At 55.3% G+C, this 15,197-nt stretch carries 14 protein-coding genes; 12 read left to right on the top strand and 2 right to left on the bottom strand.

What is annotated here, in order from left to right:
* The first annotated feature begins 9 nt into the window (after positions 1 to 9).
* The 3 genes from C7459_RS00110 (at position 10) to sat (ending at position 2,850) form a co-directional block, all read left to right on the top strand.
* Entirely contained in the window at positions 10 to 711 is a 702-nt protein-coding gene (locus tag C7459_RS00110) for a phosphoadenylyl-sulfate reductase (RefSeq protein ID WP_109685018.1), read from the top strand.
* Positions 712 to 800: 89 nt separating this feature from the next.
* Positions 801 to 1,661 carry a sulfite exporter TauE/SafE family protein gene (locus C7459_RS00105; RefSeq protein ID WP_109685016.1) on the top strand — a complete coding sequence of 287 codons (861 nt, stop codon included), beginning with the start codon at positions 801 to 803 and terminating at the stop codon, positions 1,659 to 1,661.
* A 16-nt stretch (positions 1,662 to 1,677) separates the two neighbouring features.
* Entirely contained in the window at positions 1,678 to 2,850 is a 1,173-nt protein-coding gene (gene sat / locus C7459_RS00100) for a sulfate adenylyltransferase (RefSeq protein ID WP_109685014.1), read from the top strand.
* A 109-nt stretch (positions 2,851 to 2,959) separates the two neighbouring features.
* Here the strand turns inward: sat and C7459_RS00095 are convergent, their stop codons facing one another.
* Positions 2,960 to 4,168 carry a hypothetical protein gene (locus C7459_RS00095; protein WP_146200915.1) on the bottom strand — a complete coding sequence of 403 codons (1,209 nt, stop codon included), beginning with the start codon at positions 4,166 to 4,168 and terminating at the stop codon, positions 2,960 to 2,962.
* A 398-nt stretch (positions 4,169 to 4,566) separates the two neighbouring features.
* Between C7459_RS00095 and sigW the strand changes: the two genes are divergently transcribed.
* The 8 genes from sigW to C7459_RS00055 all read left to right on the top strand — a co-directional run bounded on the left by sigW (position 4,567) and on the right by C7459_RS00055 (position 13,612).
* The gene (gene sigW, locus C7459_RS00090) at positions 4,567 to 5,136 is read left to right on the top strand and encodes an RNA polymerase sigma factor SigW (RefSeq protein WP_109685010.1); all 570 of its coding nucleotides are present in this window, start codon (positions 4,567 to 4,569) and stop codon (positions 5,134 to 5,136) included.
* A 15-nt stretch (positions 5,137 to 5,151) separates the two neighbouring features.
* Positions 5,152 to 5,748 carry a zf-HC2 domain-containing protein gene (locus C7459_RS00085; RefSeq protein WP_146200914.1) on the top strand — a complete coding sequence of 199 codons (597 nt, stop codon included), beginning with the start codon at positions 5,152 to 5,154 and terminating at the stop codon, positions 5,746 to 5,748.
* A gap of 140 nt (positions 5,749 to 5,888) precedes the next feature.
* Entirely contained in the window at positions 5,889 to 6,725 is an 837-nt protein-coding gene (cdaA, locus tag C7459_RS00080; RefSeq protein WP_245884350.1) for a diadenylate cyclase CdaA, read from the top strand.
* Position 6,726: 1 nt separating this feature from the next.
* On the top strand, positions 6,727 to 7,938 hold the full coding sequence (locus C7459_RS00075; RefSeq protein ID WP_109685006.1) for a CdaR family protein: 1,212 nt from the start codon (positions 6,727 to 6,729) through the stop codon (positions 7,936 to 7,938).
* Between the two features lie 190 nt (positions 7,939 to 8,128).
* Positions 8,129 to 9,481: a phosphoglucosamine mutase gene (gene glmM, locus C7459_RS00070; RefSeq protein WP_109685004.1), complete on the top strand. Its 1,353-nt coding sequence runs from the start codon at positions 8,129 to 8,131 to the stop codon at positions 9,479 to 9,481.
* A 394-nt stretch (positions 9,482 to 9,875) separates the two neighbouring features.
* Positions 9,876 to 11,708 carry a glutamine--fructose-6-phosphate transaminase (isomerizing) gene (gene glmS / locus C7459_RS00065; RefSeq protein ID WP_109685002.1) on the top strand — a complete coding sequence of 611 codons (1,833 nt, stop codon included), beginning with the start codon at positions 9,876 to 9,878 and terminating at the stop codon, positions 11,706 to 11,708.
* Positions 11,709 to 12,426: 718 nt separating this feature from the next.
* Positions 12,427 to 13,074: a hypothetical protein gene (locus C7459_RS00060; protein ID WP_109685000.1), complete on the top strand. Its 648-nt coding sequence runs from the start codon at positions 12,427 to 12,429 to the stop codon at positions 13,072 to 13,074.
* A 16-nt stretch (positions 13,075 to 13,090) separates the two neighbouring features.
* Entirely contained in the window at positions 13,091 to 13,612 is a 522-nt protein-coding gene (locus C7459_RS00055; RefSeq protein WP_109684998.1) for a hypothetical protein, read from the top strand.
* A gap of 679 nt (positions 13,613 to 14,291) precedes the next feature.
* On the opposite strand, the gene C7459_RS00050 is transcribed toward C7459_RS00055, so the two are convergent.
* Positions 14,292 to 14,603, bottom strand: coding sequence for a hypothetical protein (locus C7459_RS00050; RefSeq protein ID WP_109684996.1), 312 nt, complete (start codon positions 14,601 to 14,603; stop codon positions 14,292 to 14,294).
* Positions 14,604 to 14,787: 184 nt separating this feature from the next.
* On the opposite strand from C7459_RS00050, the gene C7459_RS00045 reads away from it, so the two are divergent.
* Positions 14,788 to 15,162: a helix-turn-helix domain-containing protein gene (locus tag C7459_RS00045; RefSeq protein ID WP_109684994.1), complete on the top strand. Its 375-nt coding sequence runs from the start codon at positions 14,788 to 14,790 to the stop codon at positions 15,160 to 15,162.
* Positions 15,163 to 15,197: the final 35 nt, after the last annotated feature.

Genomic DNA, 15,197 nt, shown 5'->3' with positions numbered 1-15,197 from the left:
GTGTGTGGCATGAGCACCAAACAACTGCTACTGACGGCTGAACAAGTCGCTGAACTCAATGAACAATACGTAGGGAAGACACCGCAGGAGATTTTGAAACTTGCCTTCGAGACCATCGACAACATCGCCTTCGCCTGTAGCTTTGGTGCAGAAGATGTCGCGCTCGTCGACATGATCGTCAAAATCAAACCGGACGCAAAAATTTTCTACCTCGACACGGATGTTCTGTTTGAAGAGACCTACACCGTGCGCGATGAAATCCTCAAAAAGTACTCCGCGAATCTCATCAAATACTCCCCGTTGCTGACCTTGGAGGAACAAGCAGACCAACACGGCGACAACCTCTGGGCGACCGACCCGAACGGCTGCTGCAACATCCGCAAAGTCGAGCCGCTCAACCGTGCGCTCTCGACCTTGGATGCATGGATCACCGGGATTCGTCGCGACCAAGCGCCGACGCGTGCCAACGCAGGCGTCGTGGAGACGGACACCAAGTTCAACCTGATCAAGTTCAACCCGATTGCGCTCTGGACATGGGAGGACGTCTGGGCGTATATCCGCGCCAACGACGTTCCGTACAACGTCTTGCACGATCAAAATTATCCGTCGATCGGGTGTACGCACTGCACGCGCCAAGTCGCACCAGGAGAAGACCCGCGCGCTGGCCGATGGGCTGGCAATGACAAGACGGAATGCGGCCTGCACAAGTAAATTTGACTGTGGGGCGCAACTAAGCCCCCGACAGGACCGCACCTCTAGGCCGGCCTGAAACGGGCCAACGGAGGAGGCAAACAACAGAGATGAACTGGGAACTATCGTTTGGCGGTTTTGTCGTGGGCATTTTGGTGGGGATGACAGGCATGGGCGGCGCTCTGGTGATGACGCCGATGATGATCTTTCTGTTCGGGGTGAACCCGACGGTGGCGGTCGGAACCGACCTCGTCTATTCCTCGATCACGAAGATCTTCGGTGCCTGGCAGCACTGGCGGCAAAAAACGGTCGACTGGACCGTCGTCCGCCTGTTGAGCACGGGCAGCGTGCCCGGCGCATTGGCCGGGGCGTTGATGATGATGATCTTGCAGAAAAGCTATGCCGATTCCGTACAAACGATTCTCGGCAAGGTATTGGGGTTGACCTATCTGCTGATCGCGCTGTTCATGATCTGGCAGATGGTGCGCAAGCTGTCGGAGATGCGCACCAAGCGCAATGAACTGCGCCACGCATCACAAGCTGAAGCCGCCGCCTCCCAGCAAGAGCTGGCAGCGACGGCGGACGGTGTCCTGACGCAGGCACCGGAGACGATTCGCCCCGATGCGCGCAAGATGATCTGGCTCGGCCTGATCGCCGGGTTCGTGGTCGGGCTGACCTCGGTCGGATCAGGAACGCTGTTCATGGCTGTCCTCGTGTTGATCTACCCGGTGGCCGTGGCGCGCTTGGTCGGGACGGATATCGTACAGGCGGTTCTGGTCACCGGTGTCGCAGGGCTTGCCCACTTGTCGATGGGCAACGTCGATCTGCATCTGGTCGGACAATTGTTGATCGGATCGATCCCTGGCATCCTGATCGGCAGTCGGATGACGACGCGTGTGCCGGAGACGTTTGTGCGCAGTAGTCTGGTGGTGCTGATCTTTTTGGCGGGATTCAAGATGTTGATGAAATAGAGGGAGGTCTGCAACCTTGAGCGGATTGATTGCACCACATGGTGGCACGCTGGTAAACCGCGTGTTGACAGGAGAAGAGCTACAGAGACAGCAGGAACGGGCGGCGACCTTGAAACGTGTACCGCTGGATGCGTTTGCGTTGTCCGACTTAGAATTGATCGCCGTCGGTGCGTTCTCGCCGCTGACCGGGTTCTTGGGAAGCGCGGACTATGACAATGTCGTCGACAACATGCGCTTGGCGGACGGCACGGTGTGGAGCCTGCCGATCACCTTGCCGGTGACCGAGGAGACTGCACAGGGAGTGGAAGTCGGGGAAAGCGTAGCCTTGGTTGATGAGCACGGCGTGATCTACGGCCTGCTCGACGTGACCGAGAAGTTTATCCCGAACAAAGCGCGGGAAGCTTCCCGCGTCTACCGCACGACCGAACCTGAACATCCAGGCGTTGCCAAATTGTACGAACGTCCGAACGTCTACCTCGCCGGACCGATCTGGTTGCTGCAACGCGACCCCAACAAGGACTTCCCCGAGTTTCGCTTCGACCCAGCGGATACGCGTGCGCTTTTTGCCCAGCGCGGTTGGAAAACGGTCGTGGGCTTCCAAACTCGCAACCCGGTACACCGGGCGCACGAGTACATCCAAAAGTCGGCGCTGGAGATCGTTGATGGCCTGTTCCTGAACCCGTTGGTCGGGGAAACCAAGTCGGACGACATCCCGGCTGACGTGCGGATGACCTCGTACCAAGTGTTGCTGGAGAACTACTACCCGGCAGACCGCGTGCAGTTGGGCGTGTTCCCGGCGGCGATGCGCTATGCAGGGCCGCGCGAAGCGGTTTTCCACGCGATGGTGCGCAAAAACTTCGGTTGCACGCACTTCATCGTCGGTCGCGACCATGCGGGTGTGGGCAACTATTACGGCACCTATGACGCGCAGTTGATCTTCTCAAACTTCACAGCTGAAGAATTGGGAATTCTGCCGTTGTTCTTCGAACACAGCTTCTACTGCACGAAATGCCAAGCGATGGCGTCGACCAAGACCTGCCCGCACGGCACCGGAGACCACCTCACGCTCTCCGGCACCAAAGTCCGTGAGAAGCTCCGCGCAGGCGAGGCGCTCCCGGTCGAATTCACGCGCCCAGAAGTTGCCGCCGTGTTGATCGCCGGCTTGCGGGAGAAGGAAGCGGTCCAATAGCACGAGAGCATGACCGCACGACACGACCGCACGACCGCATGAGAAAAAGGAGATGCCACGAGCTGGCATCTCCTTTTTTTCTATACCCAGCGCCCCTATGTACCGCCGCTCACAACAGCGTTCCTGGCTCGTACTCAGGAAGGCTATCCCCCGCTAGGAGGTCGCTGGCTTGACGTAACAGGTCGGCAGCCTGCCCAAGCTTGCCCTGCCGCTTGTAGGCGTCTGCAGCGATCTTCAAGGCGGCAGCGGCCTCCTCAGGGGAGTGCATCTCCAGCGCCTTTTCATAAGCGGTCATCGCGTGCTCAACAGACTCTTCGTACTGTTCGCGAATGATCATGAACGTTGCCTGTGTCGTGTAGTAGGTCCGCGTGATGAACATCGAAGGAATTTCTGCTGTCAACAACTCTGCCGCCCGTTGAAGGTGCTTGGACGTCTCCTCGTAGCGCTGCTTCTTCAAGCAATGTTCCGCCGCGTTCGAGTACGAATTGATCAAGCGGATGCGATCGTCGTCGCTGAGCGCATCGAGCCGAACCTCGCGCAGCAGCTCCTGCAACACCGCCTCTGGGTTCGCTTGCCGACGGCGCACTTCGTTCATCGCCTCGACGATCTGAGTGTGCATCTGACGGCGGTTCAGCGACCGGTACAGCGCTTTGGCTTGTGTGAGGTAGTTGAACGCCATGCGCGGGTCGCGTTCAGCAGATGTGCTGGACATCTCGAACAGTCGGTCTGCCATCTGTTGGGCACCGCCCATGTCATCAGCGACTCGACCAAGCCCTTCCGCCAACTGATCAGCGAGTCCAGCCGCTTCCGAGTGTTGGAGCTTGTCCACCAAGAGATACCCGCGCATATAGGCGAGATACGATTCCATCTGGGCTTCCTCCAAGGGCATCCGTCCCACCCTCGATTGGCTCAGGTACAGCTCGCCTAGACGGTGATGCAACTTCGCTGCGTAGACATTGTCCTCTGGTGATCGCCGCCCTACACAGCTCTCCACCGCCTCCAACAGGATCGGGAGTGTTTCCTCCACGCGCTCCATGCGGACCAACGCGTCCACTTTGATCAACAACAACTTGCGTCTAGCTTCTTGAGGCAGCTCGGGGTCGAGCTCTTGCGCGCTTACCTGATCGAGAATTTGTCGGTAGGTCTCGCGCAGGTAGTAGCCCTGCCCGATCTCCATCCGTACCGGAGCCAACGTTGGAAACGTTTCCGATGCGGGCAACCATTCCCCGGCCTCCACGCCCAAGCGCGCGGCCAACTTCCCGATCAGTTCCACCGTCGCGAAGCCCATGCCCTCCTCAAGTTTTCGCAAGGCGTCCACCGAACACAACCCCTGCGCTGCCTCCCCCTCGGATAAATTCCGTTGCAACCGGGCTCTACGAATTCGCAAGCCCACATGAGTCAGTTGATGTTCCGGCACGATGCTGCACCGCCCTTTAGACAAAAAGTATCAAAATTCTCAACAAGTATTAGTATAAGGTCTACATTAAAATGAATCAATAGAAGTTAACCACATTTTACAAACGGCGAACTGGCAACTGAAAGAACGCGTCCGGGTGTATCGGTGAAAAAAAGGGGAGAATAAAAAAAACATCGGGGACTTGGAGCGCTGGGGGCAGGGATTTTTTAACAGACAGGGAAAAAGAAAAAGGATGTGAAACTTTTTCGGACCCGGTTCGTATACCCTGTTAGCCGGAGAAAACACGGCGGAGGAAACCAATGGAACTCATGGAGATCAGGATCGTCAAAAGAGCCCAGAAAGGCGATCGTCTCGCATTTGCTGAGCTGGTCGAGCTGTACAAGGACAAACTGTATAACCTCGGCTACCGGATGCTTGGCAACCCGCAAGAGGCGGAGGACATCGCCCAAGAGGCATTTTTGCGAGCCTACAAAAATTTAGACAAATATAATGCGAGCCACAAATTCTCCACGTGGATCTACCGCATCGCAACCAACCTCTGCATCGACCGCATGCGCAAGAAAAAAGCGAGTTACTCGCTAGACGCGGAAGTGGACGGCATCGAGGGTGGCGACATGTACACCCGCCTCTCGTCCCCAGATCTGGGGCCGGAGGACGAAGTGATGCGCACGGAGACGCAGCGAGAAGTCCAAGACGCCATCGAAGCGTTGCCAGAGAACTACCGAGCCGCTGTGATCCTGAAATACCTGCACGACATGTCGTTGCAGGAGATCGCGGACGTCCTCGAAGTGCCCGTCTCAACCGTCAAGACGCGGATTCACCGTGGACGCGAGGCGTTGCGGGCAGGCTTGCGACACCAAAGCCGATAGGAGGTGTACCGAACAGTGAGCACTTCACACATGAACGAACGGATGCACCAATACCTCGATGAGGAATTGACGGGTGCTGAGTTGGAGGAATTTGAATCGCACATCACGACATGTGCCGATTGCCAGAGCGAACTCAAGGAACTGGACAGCGCGATGCACCAGTTCGCCCAAACCGACTGGGTAAAAGCACCTGCTGGGTTTACGGAGAACCTGATGGAGCAATTGAATGCGATGCACCCGCCCAAGCGCAATTGGCGTGTGCCGATCATGAAATATACAGGGGTTGCCGCCGCCGTGTTGTTGGTCTTTGGCCTCGGCGTCTCGATCACGGCCCCGGAGAAGTTCGCGTTGCAAGCGGACAACACGCAGGGATTGGTCGTCGCGGACAACAAAGTCATCGTGCCGGCCGGAACGGAATACAACGGAGACCTCGTTATACAAAATGGCGACGTCGAAGTGCGCGGCAAAGTCAACGGCAATGTCACCACGCTCAACGGACGCGTCTACCGCATGGCGGGAGCGGACATTTCCGGGGAGACGGAGGAAGTCGACCAAGCGGCTGAGAAGGTCGCCTACTATGCCAAACGCTTGTGGCATGACCTAGCGAAATAAACGGGTCTGAGGAGCAGAACTTTTCTGCTCTTTTTTGTTGTTCGTAAAAAGGGAAACCACGACCCGAAGCGAAATGGTATACGGTACATAAGGACAAGCTAACAGGGGATTTTGCAGCGAAATTGTAGAGAAGGCAGCAGGTGGCGGATTTGCAGACGACTTTCGAAAAATTGGTGAGTTCACTTCGACTTTTAGACGCGCTGGACGTCATCATCGTCGCCTTCGTGCTATATCGATTGATCTTGATGATACGTGGCACTCGTGCGGTTCAGTTGTTGAAGGGTGTCGTGATGATCCTCTTGGCGACGGGGATTGCGCATACCTTGCAACTCGGGGCGCTCAGTTGGTTATTGGACAAAATTCTCACGATCGGGCTGTTTGCGATCCCGGTCGTTTTTCAACCAGAGTTCCGTCGGGGCTTGGAACAGCTCGGGCGCGGCAAGTTCTTCTCCTCGCGCAGCACGACGCTGTTCCAGGAGGAGGAGGACATCCCGAAGACGATCAACGAACTGACCAAGGCGACCAGCGTGCTCTCCAAAAACAAAATTGGCGCCCTGATCATCCTCGAACGCGACACAGGTCTCGTCGATCATATCGAGACGGGCATCCCGATCGGGGCGGTCGTGTCCTCGGAGCTGTTGATCAACATCTTCATCCCGAACACGCCGCTGCACGATGGAGCGGTGATCATTCGCGGGCAAAATGTGCTCGCCGCCTCCTGCTTCCTCCCGCTCAGCGACAACGCCAGCTTGAGCAAGGAGCTAGGCACGCGCCATCGGGCGGGCATCGGCATCTCCGAGCAGTCGGATGCGGTCGCGGTGATCGTCTCTGAGGAGACGGGGGCGATCTCGCTGGCAGCTGATGGCAAGCTCACGCGCAACCTCGACGAGCAATCCTTCCGCGAGTACCTGACCAACCTGCTGGTGCCGGTCAAGACGAGCGGCTTTACACTGTTCAAGGGAAAGGCGGGATCGTAGGATGATGGACCGCCTGTTACGCAACAACACTGTCGTCAAAATTGTCGCCTCGATCCTCGCGATCCTGCTCTGGCTGATCGTACACTCCGGCGAGGAGGGCACGACCACGGGCGGCGGCATCACGCAGATCACGCAACCGTTGCGAGACCAGAGTGTGAGTGTGCTCTATGACGACCACAATTTCTCGCTGGTGGCCGAGCCCAAAGTCACGCTCACCCTGCGCGGACCGGGATTTGACGTGATGAACGTGATTGCCCAGAGCGACTCCGTGCATGTGATCGCCGACGCGACCAAGCTATCGGAGGGGACGCACGAAGTTCCCGTCTATGTGACGGGGCTGCCCTCGGGGGTCACCAGCAACTCCCCGACCGTCACGATCCAGCTCGAGGCGAACGTGGTCAAGGACTTTCCGATCACGCTGAACACCGAAGGCAAGCCCAAGGAAGGGCTGAATGTCGGGGAAGCGGTGATCTCCCCGAAGACGGTCGTGCTGTCCGGGGCCAAGTCGGTCGTCAACAACGTCAAATCGGTGGTGGCGACGATTTCCGTCGAAGGCGCGGTGGAGGCGGTACACACCTCCGTTCCATTGGTCGCGCTCGATGAAGCGGGCAAGGCGATCAAGAACGTCCGGCTGAACAGCGACCGCGCCGAAGTGACGATCCCGGTCAACCACCCGTCCAAGTCGTTGCCGTTGAGCTTGCAGTTCAAGGGCGATCTGGCACCGGGCTATGCGGTGGAATCGATCAACCACACGATGACGGTTACCGCCTATGGCGACCCGAAAACGCTAGAAGCCTTGGAGAGTTACCCGGTGCCGGTGCTCGATCTGACGGGACTGAACAAGACCACCACGCAGAAAATCAAGCTCCCGATTCAAGCGGGCATCACGACGCTTGAGCCGGCGGAAGTTGAGATCACGATCACCGTGGTCGACGCGAACCGCCGCACGTTCGACGGGATGCCCGTGAAAGTGACGGGGTTGAAGGAAGGCCAGTCCTACAAAGTGGTCGGCGGACCTGAGCAGGTCTCGGTGACGATCGAAGGGGCGAAGTCGTTGCTCGACAAGTTGCAGCCAAGCGACTTGCAAGTGTATGTCGATGCTGCCAACCAAGCGGCTGGCACGCATGAGGTGCGGCTGCAGATCACCGTACCGAACTTCCTCCGTGCGGTGCAGATGCAGCCGGAGACGATGATGGTCAGCTTTGTGAAGTGAGTTCGTGAAAAAGTCCCACCCCGGAGACGGGGTTGGGACTTTTTTGTACCTGTGGAACATCTGGGGGCTGGCGTGCGTCTACTGAGAGTGGGCAGGGTCTTGTGAAAGCCCACCGGATATGGGAAAATAGGCGTATTGCGCTGAGATAGCAAACTAACCGACTTCATCTATGCGAAGGAGATTTTCATACGTGGCACGTTACTTTGGTACTGATGGTGTTCGCGGTGTTGCCAACCTCGAACTGACCCCTGAATTGGCATACAAGCTCGGCCGTGCAGGTGCGTTCGTCCTGACCCAAGGGTCGACGAGCGTGCGCGCTCAGATCGCGGTCGGCAAAGATACTCGCATCTCCGGTGACATGCTGGAAGCCTCGCTGGTCGCAGGCATCCTGTCGGTCGGCGTGGATGTGTTGCGCCTCGGCGTCATCCCAACGCCAGGCGTTTCCTACCTGACACGCAAATTGGGCTGTGACGCAGGCGTCATGATCTCGGCGTCGCACAACCCGGTGCCGGACAACGGCATCAAGTTTTTCGGCGGAGATGGGTTCAAATTGACCGATGAGCAAGAGGCGGAATTTGAGCGCCTGCTCGATGCAGCCGTTGACGAGCTGCCGCGACCGACCGGCGAACAGGTGGGCCGCATCGTGGAACAAGCGAACGCGGGTGAGCTGTTCACCGAATTCCAGAAGTCCACGATCTCGCATCGCTTCGACGGGATCAAAGTCGTGCTCGACTGCGGCAACGGTGCGGCTTCTTACGTAGCGGGTGACGTATTCCGCTCGTTGGGTGCCGATGTGATCGTGATCAACGCGGAACCGACCGGCACCAACATCAATGTCGGCTGTGGCTCTACACATCCAGAGAAAGTCCAAGAAGCGGTTCTCGCGCATGGCGCGGCGATCGGCTTGAGCTTCGACGGGGATGCGGACCGCCTGATCGCGGTCGATGACCAAGGCCAGATCGTCGATGGTGACTACATCATGGGCATCCTCGGCGTCGCGATGAAAAAGCGCGGGGCGCTCCCGAACAACACCGTCGTCTCCACGGTCATGTCGAACATCGGCTTCCACAAAGCGATGCGCGAACAAGGCATCGACGTGAAAGTGACCGCCGTCGGGGACCGTTACGTCATGGAAGAGATGCGTGCGGGTGGATATGGACTGGGTGGGGAACAATCTGGACATATCATCCTGCTCCAGCACAACACCACCGGGGACGGTCTATTGACAGCCCTGCATCTCACGGATATCATGGTAGAATCGCAACAATCGCTGAGCTCGCTTCGCTCGATCATGCGTTCCTTCCCACAGATTCTGGTCAACGTCCGCGTCGTGACCAAGGACGGGTGGAAGGACAACGCGGAGATCCTCGCGGCGATCCAACGCGCCGAGGAAGCCTTGGGGGCTGACGGTCGCGTGTTGGTGCGTCCGTCGGGCACCGAGCCGCTGATCCGCGTCATGGCGGAAGGCCCGGAGGAGGAAGCGCTGCAAGGGTACGTGAACGACATTGCCAACGTTGTACGCCGCGAACAAGGCGAGAGATAAAAATGGGGGAGCGCCTGCTCCCCTCCTAACTCTCGGCGGCATACGATACCTTGATGGAGGTGATGTGGAGAGCGCGACCGCAGTTGAGATGTTGTGTGCAAGTTGCAAGTGGTCTACCATATACCAAAAAGCGCCTGAACTGACCGTATGAGCGGAGAATTTCCACGGCCAGTTGACGAGGTGGAGGAGTATCGATGTTTCGGCGGATGCCTCCCGGTGGTTGTACCCCACCGATATAGCGCACTTCGAAATCCGTTGGGTGACCGACGGGACAAGAGGCGCTACCGGTACACACAACAAAAAATGGCTGACGAGGCACTAGGGTGCTTGTAGCCATTTGGCACAAGTTTGATTACCTCTTGCCTCCGATCCACAAAAAGGAGATTTTTTAACTATGTGTGGAATCGTGGGTTACATCGGCAACAAACAAGCACAAGACGTACTCTTGCACGGTCTGGGCAAGCTGGAATACCGCGGGTATGACTCCGCAGGGATCGCGATCTTTGAGAACGGTGCCGTCACCGTGAAAAAATCGGTAGGCCGTCTCGCCAACCTCGCAGAACTGGTCGACGGCACGGGTCGTCTGTCTGGTAACCAAGGGATTGGACACACCCGTTGGGCGACGCACGGACGTCCGTCTGACAACAACGCCCACCCGCACCAAGACGACAACGGCAACTTCACGATCGTCCACAACGGGATCATCGAGAACTACCAATCCCTGCGTGAAGAACTGACCGCGATGGGTCACACCTTCCTGTCCGAAACCGACACCGAAGTGGTGGCGCACTTGCTCGACGACATGTGGACAGGCGACCTGTTCGATACCGTACTGGCGATCAACAAGCGCATCCACGGTGCGTTTGCACTGGGGATCATGGCGAAGCAAGAACCGGGCAAACTGATCGCGGTTCGCAAGCAATCGCCGCTGGTCATCGGTCTGGGCGAAGGCGAGAACTTCATCGCGTCTGACATCCCGGCGATTCTGGAGTACACCCGCAACGTATACATCCTCGATGACGGCGAGATTGCCGTGTTGACGGCTGATGCGGTGAAAACCTTCGACCTCCAAGGCAACCCGACGGAGAAGGAAGTCTACGAAGTCACGTGGTCCGCTTCGGCTGCTGAGAAGGGCGGCTACGATCACTTCATGCTCAAGGAAATCCACGAGCAACCGAAAGCGATCTCCGACACCCTGACCGGTCGGATCTCCGAGGACGGAACGAAAGTGGTATTTGACGAAGTGCAATGGCCGGCTGGTTTCGCGAGCGAGATCGACCGCATCCACATCCTCGCATGCGGTACATCTTGGCATGCAGGGATGGTTGGGAAGCACGCGATTGAGAAGCTGACCCGCATCCCGGTGGATTGCGAGATCGCGTCTGAGTACCGTTACCGTGACCCGATCGTTTCGAAAAACACCCTGATGGTCGTCATCACGCAATCCGGTGAGACGGCAGATACCCTCGCGGCGCTGCGCCAAGCGAAGGAACAGGGCACCCGCATCCTCGCGATCACCAACGTTGTCGGTTCCTCGGCAGCGCGTGAAGCGGACGATGTGATCTTCACCTGGGCAGGCCCGGAGATCTCCGTGGCTTCGACCAAGGCGTACACGACGCAGTTGACCGCTCTGTACCTGTTTGCAGGCTGGTTGGCACAGGAACGCGGTTCGGTTGGGGCAGCGGAAGTTCCGGCTCTGCTGACCGACCTGCGCGACATGCCGGCCAAGGCAGAGACCGTGCTGGAAACTTCTCCGGCGATTGAGACGTTCGCGAAGCAATGGAGCTCCCGTGAGCACGCGTTCTTCATCGGCCGTGGTCTGGACTATGCGGTTTCGATGGAAGGCTCGCTGAAGCTGAAGGAGATTTCCTACATGCACGCCGAGGCGTATGCAGCAGGGGAACTGAAGCACGGGACGTTGGCGCTGATCGTGGAGGACATTCCGGTGATTGCGTTGGTGACGCAGGATGACCTGTACGAGAAGACGGTGTCGAACATCCAGGAAGTCAAGGCACGCGATGCGTTCGTGCTGGCACTGGCATGGAGCGGTGATACCGAGATCGGGAAGACGGCTGACCAAGTCATCCACATCCCGCGCGTGAACCCGTTCCTGGCTCCGATTATCGCGGTGATCCCGCTGCAGTTGCTGGCGTATTATGCGTCGGTAGCGCGTGGGAATGATGTTGACAATCCTCGTAACCTTGCGAAGTCTGTGACGGTTGAGTAGTTTTATTTGCAAAAAGAGAGGGGCTCTGTGTAGCCTCTCTCTTTTTTTGTACGCTCTAGTTCATGCAGAAGGGTGGTTGTTCAACAAACTCGCTATGCGTGTACTTTAGAGACTACATCCAACAGTCCATCTTCAACCCGCATCAGGCAACACTCGGAACAAAGGCAAGCGCAACTGACGCACTGGTAGCGTATTTCAGAGCGCAGATAAACCAAGTAGAGAGAAAAGAGAACGGGTCATGATGCCCGTTCTCTTTTTTCTACGCCAATCGCTTACAGAGCTCCCGAAGCTCATGCACGGCTAGGTGTTCGAGCAGAGTAGTCTTTAACCGCTTCGGCTCCACGGAAGAGATGAGATCGTCCAGCGCGGCATCGCGATTGGGAACCAGTTCCACGAGGCTGCATCTTAGCCTGTCGGTATTGAACATGCCCAAGAGGATCTCCAGATAGCGATCACGGCACGTATGCCCTGTGCCGTGATCATCATGTGGATGAATGGTTCAGGTATATGAGTGGTGAATGGCTGTGCGCTAGGGAACGTCCAAGAACAGTCAAACATTTGATAGTAAGTATACATAATTCGGCTGTGTAAGTTATAAAAACGTCGAAAAATTGAGGAAAAGGAAGTTTGATCATCATTGACTATTGACTATTCTTGACCTATAATTCAATCAAGATCTTCCAAAAAACACAATATATCCCGAAAGGTGGACGAGAAAATGCCAGTCGAATTGAACGCGCACCAAGAAGAGCTTCGCCAACAACTTCAGACTGATGTGGACGAGCTCCGAGAACATTTCCGGAATGAGACCTTGAGCAGAGAGCAAGTGCAGAAATATCTTGCTCGCATGGGGCGAATTGCTCATGAGCTTCACATGTCCCTCAATCCACATCCCACGCACCACAGACACATGATCGAGAATCGCGGGATGTCGGCGACTGATCCCCGTTTCTACGAGCACTTCCATCCTTGCGAGGACTTGCTGGACTATCTTCAAGACCCGACCGCAAATGATGATCCGATCGACCACACTATCGGTGATATCTTTAACTTCCGAGTATGGACGAATCGCTGGGGTCACTATGACACGTATCGTTTGACCCGTACTCAGGACGGATGGAATGTCCAAACAATGTCTCTCAGTGAACAAGGCGACAAAGGTGGGGAGCCGATCCTGCAGCACGCGCTGACTAACGACTCGGTCAGCTACCCGAGAACGCTCGACTCCAAAATGTACACCATTTGGGAGCAAGCGAAGAATTTGGGTCTCACACACGACCAAGTCCAAGCGGCACTAGATGAAGTAGCTGAATGGGTCAGCACGACCGAACGAAATACGCCCAACAGAGGTATCTTTAACTACTAATAAGGGAGGAATACAAATGAACATCCAAACTTTCATGCAACAAATTGTCAATTCTAGTGCAGATCAGTGGAATCACATCTCGTGCTGGGGGCATGGGAGCGGTCCGTCCTATCTGAGCAGAGTAATGGTCTCTAATACGTCTAACGGTCAGACGGTAGAGGTCGAATCCCATTCGAATGTCGCCTCTTTTAAAGAAGATCTCTCGATTAGTATGGCGTGGGGATTTGAGGCAAACGATGATTTTTCCGAAGACTGGACCGACAGATTCAGCGATACCCGAGCCTCTTCAGCCTACTTGGACTTTTTCTACAAAGGAGTCCTTGTAAGACGAGAGATATTCGTGAACGTAGATGGTGGTAGAGCGATGTTGCCGCTTCCGAAAGTGACTTGGAATGCGTCCACTAATACTGTGGAAGGCCTCAGTATTACGAGAGAGCAGTATAATATTTTCCGACTAATTGCCTCGCATGTCGGGAATGAGGAGGATGTCGAGAGGTACGAGCAGTATGTCGATAGAGCAGGCTTTACAATCGTGTAGTTGGCAAATAACAGGCGGTAAACCCTTTGGGTTTACCGCCTGTTGTCTCGTTATTTTCCACTGTTCGACCCGAAGCAATGTACTAAGCGTAATGAAGGTCTATCGTGGCCGTAGAAATAAGGTGCAAGGGGATGTTCTGAACGTCGAAGCAGATTCAAAAACTAAAGGACGCGTGGCTAATTACGCCTCGGCATTCTTTTCTTCGTATATCTCGATTAACTTGCCGATCGTACAAGGTAGAGCTGCGCATATCTTCGCGACATTCGTGACCACACGAGCAGCATGTACCCGAAGAAGTGGCCCGCTGAGGAAATGCTTTGCCGCAGCCATTCGCAGAGCACTTGTTACGCGCAAATGAAAAAGGAAAGATAAATTTTTGACAAAGCTTCGAAACGTCGAAAAGGCCACCATTATGGTGGCCTAGTGGGTGACATGTACATTGCTTAGAGCAATTTTGACCAGATAACCAAACAGTTGGATGTCTTGTTTGTTTCATGGTACAACTTTATTATCACGAAAAATCAGCATTTGATTGACATTAGAGGTCTCATGATACAACTTTTTTATTATATTCGTGGTGCGGGGCTACGGTAGAATCAGGGTTCGTTCGCTCTGTGATGATACAACTTTTTTATCACTCTACAGGGCTCTGTGTAGCCTCTCTCTTTTTTTGTACGCTCTAGTTCATGCAGAAGGGTGGTTGTTCAACAAACTCGCTATGCGTGTACTTTCGTGCTAAATCGACGAGAGAGAGGCTAGAGATGTCATGGAAGATGGTCGGGAGGTCATCGCCAACATAGAAAAACGGGTTCGATGCAAACCGTAGATCAAACTCATGCGGGTCAGTGGTTGGAGTGACGAGGTGAATTTCGAGGTGATTGTCGAGGATCGCGATTGCTGTGTATTCGGCGACGAGGCAGCCGGGAATTTTAAAGTACTCGCCCGTGTCCTCATTCGGCCAGCGAATCATGATCGGTTGTGTGGTTTGCATAGGGGACCCTCCTGTTGGGTGATGTGATAGAATGGATTGGTACGGGGTTATGGCTCTATTATATATCCAACTATAGTTGGAATCAATTGAGTAGATGTTGATTTGGCGGCAATACCGTGGATGTACTCGATGATGCTTTTGTTTTCTTCGAAATAGAACACTTGTTCCTGCAGAGGGTGATTTCATGAATGAGCTGAATAGACACATCAGAACGGCACGAAAAGAACAAAACCTAACAGCAGTTCAATTGGCAGATGCAATCGGAGTGACTAAAAACTACATAAGTGATTTGGAGACGGGAAAGAAAGCCAATCCAACCATTCAAGTGGTCGCTCAGATGGCGAAAGTTTTGAACAAGCCAGTTAACTACTTTTTCGGTGAAAACGTGGAGGACTTGTTTCTTTCGACCTTACCGGATGACGTTTGGGACTACATCCAAAAGTCCATCATCAACCCGCATCAGGCAACACTAGGAACAAAGGCAAGCGCAACTGACGCACTGGTAGCGTATTTCAGAGCGCAGATAAACCAAGTAGAGAGAAAAGAGAACGGGTCATGATGCCCGTTCTCTTTTTTCTACGCCAATCGCTTACA

Source organism: Tumebacillus permanentifrigoris (genome assembly GCF_003148565.1).
Taxonomy (GTDB): Bacteria; Bacillota; Bacilli; order Tumebacillales; family Tumebacillaceae; genus Tumebacillus; species Tumebacillus permanentifrigoris.
The sequence above is the reverse complement of the archived record's forward strand: the minus strand, read 5'-3'. Positions and strand labels throughout refer to the sequence as shown.

Bases quoted from the DNA above. Each gene is read 5' to 3' on its own strand.
- C7459_RS00060 (WP_109685000.1), top strand. From the start codon at position 12,427: ATGCCAGTCGAATTGAACGCGCACCAAGAAGAGCTTCGCCAACAACTT.
- glmS (WP_109685002.1), top strand. From the start codon at position 9,876: ATGTGTGGAATCGTGGGTTACATCGGCAACAAACAAGCACAAGACGTA.
- C7459_RS00105 (WP_109685016.1), top strand. From the start codon at position 801: ATGAACTGGGAACTATCGTTTGGCGGTTTTGTCGTGGGCATTTTGGTG.
- C7459_RS00045 (WP_109684994.1), top strand. From the start codon at position 14,788: ATGAATGAGCTGAATAGACACATCAGAACGGCACGAAAAGAACAAAAC.
- C7459_RS00055 (WP_109684998.1), top strand. From the start codon at position 13,091: ATGAACATCCAAACTTTCATGCAACAAATTGTCAATTCTAGTGCAGAT.
- C7459_RS00050 (WP_109684996.1), bottom strand. From the start codon at position 14,603: ATGCAAACCACACAACCGATCATGATTCGCTGGCCGAATGAGGACACG.
- C7459_RS00110 (WP_109685018.1), top strand. From the start codon at position 10: ATGAGCACCAAACAACTGCTACTGACGGCTGAACAAGTCGCTGAACTC.
- C7459_RS00075 (WP_109685006.1), top strand. From the start codon at position 6,727: ATGATGGACCGCCTGTTACGCAACAACACTGTCGTCAAAATTGTCGCC.
- sigW (WP_109685010.1), top strand. From the start codon at position 4,567: ATGGAACTCATGGAGATCAGGATCGTCAAAAGAGCCCAGAAAGGCGAT.